This is a genomic window from Acinetobacter colistiniresistens, assembly GCF_024582815.1.
GTDB lineage: Bacteria > Pseudomonadota > Gammaproteobacteria > Pseudomonadales > Moraxellaceae > Acinetobacter.
In genome coordinates, this window is record NZ_CP102099.1 from 2,623,532 (window position 1) to 2,636,160 (window position 12,629).

Annotated in this window: 14 protein-coding genes; 6 read left to right on the top strand and 8 right to left on the bottom strand. The window is 38.1% G+C overall.

The features are described from left to right. Positions 1–40: 40 nt before the first annotated feature. Genes NQU59_RS12600 through speB form a run of 3 tightly spaced genes read right to left on the bottom strand, consistent with a single transcriptional unit; the run spans position 41 to position 3,930 of the window. Positions 41–1,573 (bottom strand): purine-cytosine permease family protein, encoded by a 1,533-nt coding sequence (locus tag NQU59_RS12600; RefSeq protein WP_373462935.1) that lies wholly within the window; start codon positions 1,571–1,573, stop codon positions 41–43. 26 nt (positions 1,574–1,599) lie between these two features. After that, on the bottom strand, positions 1,600–2,916 hold the full coding sequence (locus NQU59_RS12605; protein WP_043969931.1) for an MFS transporter: 1,317 nt from the start codon (positions 2,914–2,916) through the stop codon (positions 1,600–1,602). Positions 2,917–2,967: 51 nt separating this feature from the next. Beyond that, positions 2,968–3,930, bottom strand: a complete 963-nt coding sequence (speB, locus tag NQU59_RS12610) for an agmatinase (RefSeq protein ID WP_005241436.1) — start codon at positions 3,928–3,930, stop codon at positions 2,968–2,970. Between the two features lie 146 nt (positions 3,931–4,076). On the opposite strand from speB, the gene NQU59_RS12615 reads away from it, so the two are divergent. Then, positions 4,077–5,006 carry a LysR family transcriptional regulator gene (locus tag NQU59_RS12615; RefSeq protein ID WP_257063674.1) on the top strand — a complete coding sequence of 310 codons (930 nt, stop codon included), beginning with the start codon at positions 4,077–4,079 and terminating at the stop codon, positions 5,004–5,006. Positions 5,007–5,025: 19 nt separating this feature from the next. Here NQU59_RS12615 and NQU59_RS12620 read toward each other — a convergent pair whose 3' ends face one another. The 3 genes from NQU59_RS12620 to NQU59_RS12630 all read right to left on the bottom strand — a co-directional run bounded on the left by NQU59_RS12620 (position 5,026) and on the right by NQU59_RS12630 (position 7,161). Further along, positions 5,026–6,126, bottom strand: a complete 1,101-nt coding sequence (locus NQU59_RS12620) for a porin (protein ID WP_005241439.1) — start codon at positions 6,124–6,126, stop codon at positions 5,026–5,028. A gap of 253 nt (positions 6,127–6,379) precedes the next feature. Further along, a complete protein-coding gene (locus NQU59_RS12625) occupies positions 6,380–6,793 on the bottom strand; it encodes an HIT family protein (RefSeq protein ID WP_005241441.1) in 414 nt (137 codons plus the stop codon). A 98-nt stretch (positions 6,794–6,891) separates the two neighbouring features. Beyond that, positions 6,892–7,161: a YARHG domain-containing protein gene (locus NQU59_RS12630; RefSeq protein ID WP_005241443.1), complete on the bottom strand. Its 270-nt coding sequence runs from the start codon at positions 7,159–7,161 to the stop codon at positions 6,892–6,894. A gap of 652 nt (positions 7,162–7,813) precedes the next feature. Here NQU59_RS12630 and NQU59_RS18785 point away from each other — a divergent pair. Together NQU59_RS18785 and NQU59_RS12635 are read left to right on the top strand one after the other, a co-directional pair. Continuing rightward, a complete protein-coding gene (locus NQU59_RS18785) occupies positions 7,814–8,077 on the top strand; it encodes a hypothetical protein (RefSeq protein ID WP_306436587.1) in 264 nt (87 codons plus the stop codon). Between the two features lie 380 nt (positions 8,078–8,457). Next, positions 8,458–9,228: a hypothetical protein gene (locus NQU59_RS12635; protein WP_257063675.1), complete on the top strand. Its 771-nt coding sequence runs from the start codon at positions 8,458–8,460 to the stop codon at positions 9,226–9,228. A gap of 81 nt (positions 9,229–9,309) precedes the next feature. On the opposite strand, the gene NQU59_RS12640 is transcribed toward NQU59_RS12635, so the two are convergent. Then, positions 9,310–9,627, bottom strand: a complete 318-nt coding sequence (locus tag NQU59_RS12640; RefSeq protein ID WP_005270556.1) for a DMT family transporter — start codon at positions 9,625–9,627, stop codon at positions 9,310–9,312. Positions 9,628–9,829: 202 nt separating this feature from the next. Further along, a complete protein-coding gene (locus NQU59_RS12645; RefSeq protein WP_043969934.1) occupies positions 9,830–10,273 on the bottom strand; it encodes a BLUF domain-containing protein in 444 nt (147 codons plus the stop codon). A 460-nt stretch (positions 10,274–10,733) separates the two neighbouring features. Between NQU59_RS12645 and NQU59_RS12650 the strand changes: the two genes are divergently transcribed. From NQU59_RS12650 to NQU59_RS12660, 3 genes are all read left to right on the top strand, one after another. Further along, positions 10,734–11,327 (top strand): LysE family translocator, encoded by a 594-nt coding sequence (locus tag NQU59_RS12650; protein WP_257063676.1) that lies wholly within the window; start codon positions 10,734–10,736, stop codon positions 11,325–11,327. Between the two features lie 47 nt (positions 11,328–11,374). Then, complete coding sequence (locus NQU59_RS12655) at positions 11,375–11,584, top strand: hypothetical protein (protein WP_005241455.1); 210 nt, start codon at positions 11,375–11,377, stop codon at positions 11,582–11,584. A gap of 287 nt (positions 11,585–11,871) precedes the next feature. Then, on the top strand, positions 11,872–12,597 hold the full coding sequence (locus NQU59_RS12660) for a sulfite exporter TauE/SafE family protein (RefSeq protein ID WP_257063677.1): 726 nt from the start codon (positions 11,872–11,874) through the stop codon (positions 12,595–12,597). Positions 12,598–12,629 lie beyond the last annotated feature (32 nt).

The following is a 12,629-nucleotide window of genomic DNA, read 5'->3' on the forward strand; positions in this document are numbered from 1 at the left end:
TTCATTTGAGCAGGCTTTTTTTTAGACTAAGTATCGATCGCTACTCTGAAATGAATGATGTACTACATTTTAGCTTTAACTTTTCAGCGGTCGGTGCTGCTCTGTAAACGATGCTTGGTTCAGGGAATAGCTTGAGCAGTGAACTATACAGTAATGCTGCAAGGAAGATACTGATCGGTAAACTTAGATCGAGCCCATTGAATAAATGCCCCCAAATACCAATAAACTGATCAGGTAAATGCACGAAACATAAGCCGATCACGGCGCTTGGAATCCATGCGATGATGCCACGCCAATTCCAGCCATGGTGAAACCAATAAGCACCACCTTTTAGACCATTTGCAAATACCTGTAAATCATCGTTTCTGTAATATCCGTTACGTTTGATAAATCCAATAATCATAATAATGATCCATGGGCTGGTGCATACCACGATCAAAGTGGCAAAAGTCATTACACTTTGGGTTAGATTTGCTGCAAAACGGCCTATAAAAATAAATAGAATAGACAGTAGGCCGATCCAGATCGTGGCTTTTACTCGCGTGAGTGACTTTGGAAAAAGACTCGACAAATCCAAACCTGTACCGTACAAGGCTGTAGTTCCAGTAGACAGCCCACCAATCAGTGCAATTAAACATAGCGGAATAAAATACCAAGCAGGTGCAATCTGGATTAGCCCACCAATATAATTATTCTGTTGCATAAAGGTTGGAACACTATTGGCAACAATACTGGCTGTCATGAGACCAAAGAGAAAAGGAATTAAAGTTGCGAGTTGTGAAACAAAAACTGCCGCCATAATCTTGTGGGATGCAGTTTCTTTTGGAATATAACGTGACCAACCACCTAAGAATGTACCAAAGGAAACGGGATTGCTGAATGCAATTAATGCTGCGCCCATGAACGCTGCCCAAAAGCCAGTATGCCCCAATTGAAGTTGTCCTGCATAGCTTGAATCAAATTGTGTGGAAAAAGCGAACATCCCTAAAAAGAATAATAGGCTGGAAGCGATCACTGCAATGCGATTGACCAGCAGCATAAAACGAAAGCCATAGATACAAATAATCAGTACCAGTAAGGCAAATCCACAATACACCAGTCCATACAGCCAATTACTTTGATATGAGCTTGCAAACAGTCGCTCGGTTGCACCAATCAGGGCATCACCAGAACTCCAAACGGAGAGGGAAAAGAAGGCAATGGCTGTCAGTAAGGATAAAAATGAACCAACAATTCTACCATGGACACCAAAATGGGCAGCCGAAGCAACGGCATTATTGGTTCCAGTTCGAGCGCCAAAAATGCCCATCGGTGCTAAAATACATCTACCCAATAAGACACCGCATAAGATTGCCCAGAATCCAGCCTGAAAAGACAGACCAAATACAATCGGGAAGCTGCCTAAGACACAGGTGGAAAACGTATTGGCGCCGCCAAAACTGAGGCGAAATAAATCAAATGGCGTTGCTGTCCGAGCATGCGCAGGGATTTCTTCGATACCATAACTTTCAATTGTTGTAATCTGTTTAGAACGATCTCTATGCATGATGAGCGACTCTCCATATTCATTCATGAATAACCCTAGGTTCTTTTTGTTAGTTATCCATTCAGCAGCTTGTTCGGGACTTGGTTGCTTTCGTATTGGTGGCTGAGCTGTTGTTGTCTTAATCGGGTAATGCCAGAAATTCCAATCAGAGATAACAGTGATAGGAAACTAAACAGAAAAGCTAAAGGGAGCCATTGGCCTGCATAATGTTGAGCCAACAAAGTTCCAATGATGGGTGTAGTGCCACTGGTGATTGCCGCAATCATTTGATAGGAAATGGAAATCCCTGAATAGCGGACATGTGCAGGAAACGCTTCAGCCATAAAACCTGCGACCACAGCATATAAAGATGACAAGGCAAGTACAGCCAAGGTGATACCTAACACGATGAAATAGATATTTTTAGTGCTGACCAACATAAACATGGGATAAGGAATGATGATGCAGAGGATTGCTGCCCAGAATAAAAAGCGATGTGCTCCAATTTTACTGGCATACCAAGCAGCAATAGGCATGGCTAAAAATTCAAATAGGGTGACCCAGAACAATGCATCTAATATCGTTGGTCGGCTGATACCCATATACTGCGTGACATAGCTAATCATAAAAGTATTGGTAAAAAAGAAACCCGCAGTGCCAATGGTGATGGCGAGACCTGCAAAGACCACTTGTGGCCAATAATTTTTAAGCAATTCTTTGACAGGGTATTTGGCTATTTCTTGCTTGGCTTGCATCTGTTTGAACTCTGGGGATTCTTCAACGCCTAAGCGAATCGCAAGGCCGATCAGCATAAATACAAAACTGAGTAAAAAAGGCACTCGCCAGCCCCAGCTCAGTAAGGCTTGTTCATCCAAAGACGTAATGCCTTTAAAGACTAAAAGACACAGAATCAAACCTGCTGGACTACCCATTTGCGCAAAAGAAGCAAAAAAGGTTTTTTTATGGGCAGGGGCATGTTCGCTGGCCATTAACACGGCACCGCCCCATTCACCACCGACAGATAAGCCTTGCAAAAAGCGCAGTCCAATCAGCAGAACAGGTGCCCAAATTCCGATATGATCATAACTGGGTATCAAGCCAATGCCTGTAGTCGCCAGTCCCATCAGTAGCATGGTAAACAGCAGCATTTTTTTGCGGCCTAATTTATCGCCTAAATGTCCGAAAATAACGGCAGCAATTGGTCTGGCAATAAAACCGACAGCAAAGGTTGCAAAAGCTGCTAATGTGCCAGTTACAGGATCAGTTTCAGGAAAAAATACCAAGCCGAGAACCAAGGCGGCAGCTGTTGCATAAACATAGAAGTCATAAAACTCAATAGTTGTACCAACGAAGGCTGCTGCCGCAGCCCGTTTTGATTGATCTTTTTTCATTCCGTATCGACCTATTCAAATCCATGTTTTTTCTTGTTTTATAGCGGGGAATTATTTACGTATTTTCACTCCGGGAAGCACGCATAACATTTCATAGAGCAAATTTGCACCCAGTAATGAGGTGTTACCGGTAGTGTCGTAAGGCGGAGAAACTTCAACCAGATCACATCCGATCAGATCTAATCCCTGACAGCCACGAATAATCTCCATCGCTTGAATCGTGGTCAAACCACCAATTTCAGGTGTTCCTGTACCTGGTGCCCACGCTGGGTCAATCCCATCAATATCAAAAGATAAATATACAGGCCCACCACCGACTTGCGCTCTCACTTCCTGCATTAAGGGTGCAAGTGATTTATGCCAGCATTCTTCTGCTTGAACGACACGGAAGCCTTGACGGCGACTCCAGTTAAAATCATCTGCACTATAGCCTTGGGCGCGCAAACCGATTTGAACGACACGTTGACAATCAAGTAGACCTTCTTCGGCAGCACGTCGAAAAGTGGTGCCATGTGCAACTTTTTCACCAAACATTTCGTCGTTGACGTCAGCATGTGCATCGATATGAACCAAACCTACAGGACCATGTTTTTTATGGATTGCACGTAGGATAGGCAGGGTCAGCGTATGATCCCCGCCGATAGTGAGTGGAATAATGGGATGTGCCAGTATGCGGTCATAATGCTCTTCAATAATGCGCACCGCTTCTGTCAAATTAAAGGTATTGATCGGGACATCACCAATATCAGCCACATTGAGTGAGTCAAACGGTGCTGCACCTGTTGCCATGTTATATGGACGAATCATGACGGATTCAGCACGGATTTGCCGAGGGCCGAAACGTGTTCCAGAGCGTAGGGAGGTACCAATATCTAAAGGAATCCCAACAAAAGCGGCATCGAGTTCTGCCAGACCTGCGTCATTATCCACAACTGGTAGTCGTAACATAGAGGCAATACCACCAAAGCGTGGCATTTCATTTCCACCGAGCGGTTGATTTAACGTCTTGTTCATTTGTTTCTCCTTTTTTCTATTTATTGACCAACATTGAACAGGGTTAAATCCTATTTTTAAAAAACTTAGTTGTGATTTTTCTAAACTAAGTCTTATAGGAATGCTTTAAGATCGAATAATGCAGAGCGATATATGAGATGGAAGCCATGACGCATATGGATATCAAGTTGGTTCGAATTTTTGTCAGTGTTGTAAGAAGTCAGGGGTTTGCTAATGCTCAGCAAGAGCTGAATCTTTCTACTTCAGCCATTAGTACGTATATGACACAACTTGAGCAGCTGGTTGGTTTTAAGCTATGTGAACGTGGACGTGGAGGTTTTTCTTTAACGCAAAAAGGAGAAATGTTCTTTCAAGAAGCCAAGCGTATATTGAATGAACTGGATAACTTTTCCAGACATACAGCACAGATCAAAGGTGAACTAACTGGAACCATTAAAATCGGCATGCTGGATTCTATGGTGACAGATCAAAATATTCCTTTAGATCAAATTATTCAGCAGTTTTCAGAGCAAAATCCGAATATTTATATCAAGTTGCAAGTACAATCCCCTTATGAGCTACAAACCGGGGTTTTGGAAAACCGTTTTGATGTGGCGATTGGTTGTTTTTTTCTAAAAATGAATGGGGTCATGTATCAGCCCTTACATAAAGAGCAACAATGGTTGTTTTGCAGTAATACCCATCCTTTGTATCAGCAGCAAGGTTTAACCGCAGAAAAAATTCGACGTGAAAAAATGGTGAGTCGTGGTTATTGGAGTCACACTGAATTGGCAAAGCAGGGCTTTAAGCATTCGTTTGCCACAGTTGACTCAATGGAAGCACAATTGATTCTTATTTTATCGGGGCAATATATCGGTTATTTACCCGAACACTTTGCACACTATTGGCTAGAGCAACAGCGTTTAAAGGTCTTATTACCCGCAACTTTTGGCTATGCAGCACCTTTTTCTCTTATTTTCAGACGGGGCCGAACCCAAGATCCTGTGATTCAGAATTTCCGTAAAATTATTAAAAACTTTTTTGAAAAATATCTTTTTTATAAAAATAAAAAAAGGGCAGATTGCCCTTTTCTATAAGTTTGGATATAACTTCAAATTAGAAGTTGTATTCCATACCTAAACCGATAACAGTTTTCTTGTTATCATCTTTTTGCCAATCGATTTTTTGCTGAGCAACAACCCCATAGAAGCGAGCTTGCTTGTTAATGTTGTAGTCTGCGCCTACGCCATATAGGTCATTTTTACGATCTTCACGGCCATCAACTTCAGTTTTAGCAGAGATATATTCTGCTTTTAACTTGATTGGTGTTTCAGGAATTACATATGCAGCCGTTACGCCAAATGCATTTTCTTTTAAGCCTTTATAAGAAACAGCAGCAGGTGCAGTGCCTACAACGACTGTATTATCAGTCGGCTTAGCTGTTTGCCATAATGCACCAAATACCAAGCCCTTAGCACCAACTGGTGTTAAATCTAATGAACCTGTTACACGCACCGCATCAGAGTAAATTTTGCCACCAAGCTCTTTGTTATAAGCATTATATGTTGATGCTACACCACGGTTACCCGCAACAGCTGCCGCTAAACCGATGTCTTTGTTTTCATAGGTAAGAGATGTTGAAATCCCATCACCAAAACCATCACGGCTACCTTTTTGACCTTTAGCATCATTTTTGATAGCTGAAGATTCTTCACCTTGTTGGAACATGATGTTGAATGCCAAGCCGCCTAATAATTTTTTGTCAGTTTCAAAGCCAACTACGTTACTTAAACGATCTTCACCGACTAGAACTTTGGTCATATCAAGTTCAGTGTGATCGTTATAAATGTCTTGGTTATTACCTGCGGCATTTTTAAGGTATGAATCATATTGACCTACTTTTAAAGTACCAATGCCATCTGATTTAATACCAACAAAACGGTTACGCATACCCCAATCTGTGTCTGAACCAGTACCGTCAGTTGCAACACCCCATTCTGCTAAATAAACTGCAGAAAGTTTATCAGTCAGTTTTTCTTCACCTTTCACACCAATACGAGAAGCGTTAGAGTTCACTTTTGTTACGCTTTCGTCTTTAAAACCATTTTTATCAATTTGATCCAAAGATACACTGAGCTTACCATACAATGTTGGTGCTGCTTGTGCTGCATTCATGGCTAAAGTTGCTACAGTAGCAGCAAGAAGCAATTTTTTCATTGAGATTTCTCCAAAACACTTTTTTGTAAATGGCTGATGCCTTAGTTACTGTTATAAGCTTGCTTGTGTACATAAAGTTACACAGCTCACTGACTTGTATGCAGTATCGGTAAACTTTGTGACAGAGAAGTGAAAGAAAAATGACAGTTTGATGACGATTCACATTTGGTAATAAATATATTTCTTGTTATTTTTATGTAATTATAAAAATAAAAACGGAGTCATTACTCCGTTGTTTTGTTCAAAGCATGACTTAAAGTGCGGCTTTGATCTTTTCAGCAAGCGCCTGAATTTTCTCTTGATCGCCCATTTTTGCTGCATGACGACCAAGTTCATGAACTGAGCTTGGGATCAAATGAAAATGTACATGAGGAACTGTTTGTCCAGCCGCTGCACCTGAAAGTTGCATGAGAACAATACCTTTTGCATCTAAAGCTGTTTCCATTGCCTGAGCAATCTTCTGCACGATTTGGATGGTATACGCCGCTGCATCAGCAGGTAAATCGAGTAAAGTAACAGCAGGCGTTTTTGGAATCACTAAAGCATGACCATCTGCTTGGGGCATGATATCCATAAATGCGAGTACCTGATCATCTTCATAAATTTTGATTGCAGGTAGTTCACCACGAAGGATTCGTGCAAAAATATTTTGGTCATCGTATGCCATAATTCATCCTTTAAATGGAGCGTATTCTTTAACAACTGACAATTTCACTCTCTTGGAAGAGAGTGAATAGGGAAGCTTAATACTTCAGAGAGCTTTCTTTATTTGCAATTAAGCTCTTTTTGACGTGCTTTGATTTCATCAAGACGTTGTTGCTCTTTGTCAGAAAACTTTGGCTTTGTGGTATGGCAATTTTCATTACCAAACTTTGCCTTAGCATCTGCATCTTTGAAACAGAATCCTTTAGAAGCATAGATCAGGTTATAGTCATCCTGTAACTTTTTACATTCTTGTTCTGGTGTTGCAGCTTGTGCACTAAAACCAGTTAGGGTCATTAAGCCAGCAAAAACTGCAACCATTAACTTATTCATGAGGCGTTCCTCTAATTAAAAAAGTATAAATCAAAGCTGTAGATATAGGGCATTTGATCGCTACGTATATACCAATATAAGGTTTATTAATGAAATTTCAATGAAACTGTATGGTAGGAGTGTAATTTTACTCCATAATTCATCCATATAATATTGAAAAACCTTATATATCAAATACTTTTTTATAATTTTATATAAAACAAATAATTATAAGTGATTTTCTTTTGTATTATCTGATTTGGTTTTACGCTATTTTGCTCTTTTTTAACATTTATTTATGCCTTACAGTCACTCATATGCATTTTAACAAATTAAATTGTAAATGGTGCTATGGACTGTATTTTGTCGAGTTTCGGAATTAACAATCCCAAATATCAACGTTGTTTGGGATCATAGAGTTCGATTGACTATGGACTTATCTAAATCAACTTGAATACTTATTGATTAACGCTTCAGCCTTTGAGGGGAAAGCCGCTAGAAAATAAGATAGGCCAAGAAATGCTTAATCCTGTAAGACCATTAGAGCGAATACTTACACAGAAGGAAATTTTTGTTTATTTGATTGCGAGTAATTTAAAATATATTTATAATCATTTGAAATTTATATAATTTTAATAAAAACCCACGACGAATCAAATAAGATGCTAAAAACATTAAAAACAACTTTCCGATTTTTATACTGATCATCATTGTAGTTGCTGGGTTAGGCTATCCCTTTTATTCAGGTCAGTGGATTATGGCGCCTAGACTCAGTGAGATTGATACTCAGTGCTATGGGGTTGATGTACCTGAACGCATTAAGCATAACGATGTCCTGCACTTTTGTTCGTGTATTCATACCGTTGGAATTGAAAACAAACAAGAGAAATATAAGTACTGTATGAATCAGTCATCTCTTGAGAACCAAGCTTCCTGACATGGTAATTGTTCTTGATCGCTTATTCAGCAAGAACAAATAAAGCTTTGTTCTACGTTCTAATTTGTATGACCTGTAGGCCTATTGTGTAGCTGAGCTTTAAAATTTTATCAAAATGGGCATAATTTTGTTGATTCATGTCACACTTTTATCTATATTTAGCCTGTTGTTTGATAATAACTAAACAACAATAACCTTCGTTCAGCGCAAAAGAATTAAGGGGAAGCCCACTCATTAGAGTGGGCTTTTTAATTGTGTACAATAGATGAAAAATACCAGCTAAATTCCACATATATATCGGTAGTTTTTTATTTTTATATGTGACAAAGGATGATCAATTTGCTATAAGAAAGCCCTAATTTATAACAAGTGGTAAATTCATGAAAAAATTGGTATTTATAGGGTTTTTAGGGTTGAGTTTGACTGGGTGCGGTGGTGGTAGTGACTCCACTTACGTACCAATAGATAAAGATAATAATGGTAATGGCGGTTCTCATAATGCTGAAATCCAAGGTGTTTATTCTGGTTCGACGAATCAGGGCCAAAGTGTTACTGGAATTATTGAAAAGAACAATAAATTTTGGTTTTTATATACACCACCATATCAGAACGTAGTCTCAGGTTTTATGAGTGGCGATTTAAAAGTGACAGGTAAAGTAGCACAAACGACCAATGGTAAAGACTACTATTTTGCTGGAGCAACCAGTTCTAATACCTCAATTATGGCCAATGCTGAAACTAAAAAAAGTCTAAATGGAACGATCGCTTATTCGGGAATGAATCAAGTCACTTTTAATACTACGTATGATGCAAGCTTGAGCGAATCTTCAGCGAAGCTATCTGATATCGTTGGTACTTATAATGGTACTTCGGCAATTGTACAGGGTGTAGAAAAAGCAACTGTTTCAATCGCGAGTAATGGTGAGATTTCTGGACGTGGAATAAGTGGCTGTACCTTTACTGGTAAGGCAACAACCATTCCTGGTGCTGCGTATTTTAAATTGGATTTATTATTTGGATATTCTCAATGTTATATGGCAGGTCAGGCCGTAAGCGGAATTATCTACTATAATAAAACCAATAGGGCATTCTATGCTGCAGCTGAAAACAATAGTAGACAAAATGCTGTACTATTTCTAGCGACCAAATAATTTTGCTTATTATTGAGTATAAAAGACCATCTATGCAGATGGTCTTTTAATTAGGGGGATAAACATTTCACTTATTCAGAATTAGTTTGTAGTCACTTTCATCAGTACTACACCGAATATGATGGATGCTGCTGCTAAAAGGCGTAAAAATCCCATGGGTTCATGTAAGAAGAAAATCCCAATCAGAAATGCACCGACAGCGCCAATTCCCACCCAAATCGTATAGGCAGTGCCCAAAGGGAGTGTTTTCATCGCAACGGCTAATAGACCGAAGCTTAAAATCATAAAAACAATCGTAATGATGCTAGGCGTAAGCTTGGTAAAACCGTCGGACATTTTCATGGAATATGCCCATACAATTTCAAAAATACCAGCTAAAATTAGATAAGCCCAAGCCATTTCGACACCTCATTTTATTAATATTTTAGGTCGTCCTAAAGCTTGAAATTTGAATAAAGAGGTCGTCCTCTTCGTTAGATATATAAGCACTGTTAAGCAGTTAGTTCAATTTCTTTTTGTTAAATTTTATTCCAGTTGGTAAAAAGGTACCTTTAAGACAGATACCTTTTTAGATCATTATCATGAATAAAAAGCTCATTCATTACGAAACATAAGCTTTTACATCATATTCAGGCTCTCCAGCCAAAACAGAAACAAATTTCTCGACAGTTTCGGCTGTTAACAGATAAGGATTAAATTCTTCTAAATGGTACTTCATGAAAAAATCTGAAATGTTCTGATTAACAGGTGAGAACTTCATCGACCATTGTGAAAAAAATTGATTCTCGCATTCAGTGTAATAGAGAATTTCGCAATTGATATGTCGTTCATCTTTCACAATTTTGTTATAAAATAAATCATCAACGATGTTCTTTTGACCTTCTAAACATTGTACAAAATAGCCGTGACCATAATATAAAACACCTCTGACATCGTGACGATAATTAAAATCTACAGCCTCATCGAGGATCTTAATCAAATCTGTTTTTAAGTTTGAGTCAATATTCTTAATTTTGCTTACGTATAAAAGTCTGACAGACTTCATCAGTTTTGCTCATTTTTAAGGTTGAATTCTTGTTATATAGAAAAAACAAAAGCTTGTATACTTGAGTCTGTAACTGGAACTTCAGCTTTCGTAAATAATACTCTTTTAACAACCTGTTAAAGTATAAAAATAGAAAAGCAGTTAATCATTATTTTCACTTTTAGAATTGATGTTGGTGTGAATCTTTTACTTAAATTTTAGCGATGGGTTTTGATCCACCATCATCTTATTAAATGAACTGAAATGATGTCTATCTACATGGAATTATTGGGTAAATGTGACTTTTATCACAAACTTGAAAAAGATATCTTAAATTATTAATTAAACAGATTAAACGGTAATACTTTGATTTTAGATATAAAAAAATAGGCGTAATATTTTTCGTTACAACCATTTTGTCGACAACTGCTGATTTATTTTGCCATATTGCGTTTGCGAAACTTAGCAAAGGTATTTGTCTATGGTGTCATTTATGTTTATTGGTTTGATCATTACGATCTTACTAACACCTGGTCCAACGAATACATTATTGGCTTCGTCGGGAATCCAGACAGGCATTAAACGTTCATTGAAATTGATCCCTGCGGAGGTGGTTGGTTATTTCATAGCCATTACAACATGGGGCTTTTTACTTGAGTCTGTTTCACATTATGTGCCTTGGTTACCACCGCTAATCAAACTACTCAGTGCAACTTTTATTATCTATTTGGCAGTTAAATTGTGGCTTACGTCTACAAAAGAACTGGATTTGAGCCAACCTTTGATTACGTCTAAGGCTTTATTTGTAGCGACTTTACTGAACCCTAAAGCTTTATTATTCGCTTCAGCCATTTTTCCACATACTGCTTGGCTTAACCTACATGAATACGTTGTTCATATGGGTGTATTCCTGGCTTTAATTACTCCGATTGCTTTTTTATGGATTGCATTTGGATCTATTTTAATTTCAAACAAAATCTCTTGGCTGAATCAACGCAATTTACAACGCTCAGCAGCATTTGTTTTAACTTTCTTTGCGATGCCGCTGGCTTATTCAGCAATTTCATCGTTCTAAATTTTCGTTTTGCTGCTGTATTTAAAATTTAAAAAGAGGAGTTTTTTATGAACAATATAAAAATTAAAGTAAAGGATCAATTTGAGGCCGAAAAGATCGCGACAGCTAAAGTAAAAGTTGCCAATGATCAAGAAATTCCCTTGTTTAAGCGTATTGAACATATTGAAGTTGAGGGTGAAATCCTTTTACCCAATATCGATTTACTTTTTGAAAATCCCAAAGATGGTACTATTTATCGATATGTAGGGACGGTATAGTTTCACAGTCTGTAAGGTCAACCCATGCTTAGGCATGGGTTTTTATTGGTCTTTTCCTCATAATGTTAATTCGAATTACGTCCATTTATCTGTTTTTAATCACTTATTTAATTAAGAATGTATACTGTTTGTTCAATTATAAAAATAAGTTAATAAATGAAAAAGATCGTGTTAGGGACTATTGTGAGTCTAATGAGTACAGGGAGCACTTTTGCGGCTTGCAACGTAGTTTAATTCAACAGCTAAAGTATTATAGAATCGAGACTATTATCTTTGTGTTTTATCCTATGATCTATGTTGCACTTGCCTTGATTGGCGTTCTTTCGGGCTTGATTAGCGGCATTGTCGGTACAGGATCATCGATCATTTTATTGCCTATTTTAGCGTATATTTTTGGGGCGAAGCTTGCAGTACCAATTATGGCAATTGCTTCTATTATGGGAAATATTTCTCGTGTTGTGATGTGGCGTAACGAATTAAATATTAAAGTTTTCTTATTATTTATCAGTCTAGGTATTCCAGCAACTGTATTTGGGGCAAATACACTTTGGGTCATGTCTCCATTTCTTTCTAATCTATGTATTGGTCTATTTTTCTTATGTCTTATTCCGATGCGGCATTATGCAAAGCATCGTAATTTTACTTTGAATGCTTGGCAAATGGTGGTTGCTGGAGGGGTGCTCGGATACATTACGGGGATCGTGTTTTCTACAGGACCTTTATTGCTGCCAATTTTTAATGGTTTTGGCTTAATAAAAGGTGGGCTTTTAGCAACCGAAGCAGCAGCTTCCTTCGCAATTTACCTGACAAAAAGTCTAACTTTTGGGGTACTAGGTGTTTTACAGCAAAATATCTTAATTGCAGGGGTTGCAGTGGGCACCTCTTTAATCATTGGTAATTATATTGGTAAAACCTTTGTATTGAAAATGTCAGATCGAACCTTTAATTTTATGCTTGATGCGATGCTTTTGATTGCAGGTGGTTCTATGTTGTTTTCTATTTTTCTACACTAGGGAAACTTAACTCAAATATGGATTCGTTATAG

Coding starts and splice junctions, on each gene's coding strand:
- NQU59_RS12600 (WP_373462935.1), bottom strand. CDS start 1,573: ATGAATGAATATGGAGAGTCGCTCATCATGCATAGAGATCGTTCTAAA.
- NQU59_RS12605 (WP_043969931.1), bottom strand. CDS start 2,916: ATGAAAAAAGATCAATCAAAACGGGCTGCGGCAGCAGCCTTCGTTGGT.
- speB (WP_005241436.1), bottom strand. CDS start 3,930: ATGAACAAGACGTTAAATCAACCGCTCGGTGGAAATGAAATGCCACGC.
- NQU59_RS12615 (WP_257063674.1), top strand. CDS start 4,077: ATGACGCATATGGATATCAAGTTGGTTCGAATTTTTGTCAGTGTTGTA.
- NQU59_RS12620 (WP_005241439.1), bottom strand. CDS start 6,126: ATGAAAAAATTGCTTCTTGCTGCTACTGTAGCAACTTTAGCCATGAAT.
- NQU59_RS12625 (WP_005241441.1), bottom strand. CDS start 6,793: ATGGCATACGATGACCAAAATATTTTTGCACGAATCCTTCGTGGTGAA.
- NQU59_RS12630 (WP_005241443.1), bottom strand. CDS start 7,161: ATGAATAAGTTAATGGTTGCAGTTTTTGCTGGCTTAATGACCCTAACT.
- NQU59_RS12635 (WP_257063675.1), top strand. CDS start 8,458: ATGAAAAAATTGGTATTTATAGGGTTTTTAGGGTTGAGTTTGACTGGG.
- NQU59_RS12640 (WP_005270556.1), bottom strand. CDS start 9,627: ATGGCTTGGGCTTATCTAATTTTAGCTGGTATTTTTGAAATTGTATGG.
- NQU59_RS12645 (WP_043969934.1), bottom strand. CDS start 10,273: ATGAAGTCTGTCAGACTTTTATACGTAAGCAAAATTAAGAATATTGAC.
- NQU59_RS12650 (WP_257063676.1), top strand. CDS start 10,734: ATGGTGTCATTTATGTTTATTGGTTTGATCATTACGATCTTACTAACA.
- NQU59_RS12655 (WP_005241455.1), top strand. CDS start 11,375: ATGAACAATATAAAAATTAAAGTAAAGGATCAATTTGAGGCCGAAAAG.
- NQU59_RS12660 (WP_257063677.1), top strand. CDS start 11,872: ATGATCTATGTTGCACTTGCCTTGATTGGCGTTCTTTCGGGCTTGATT.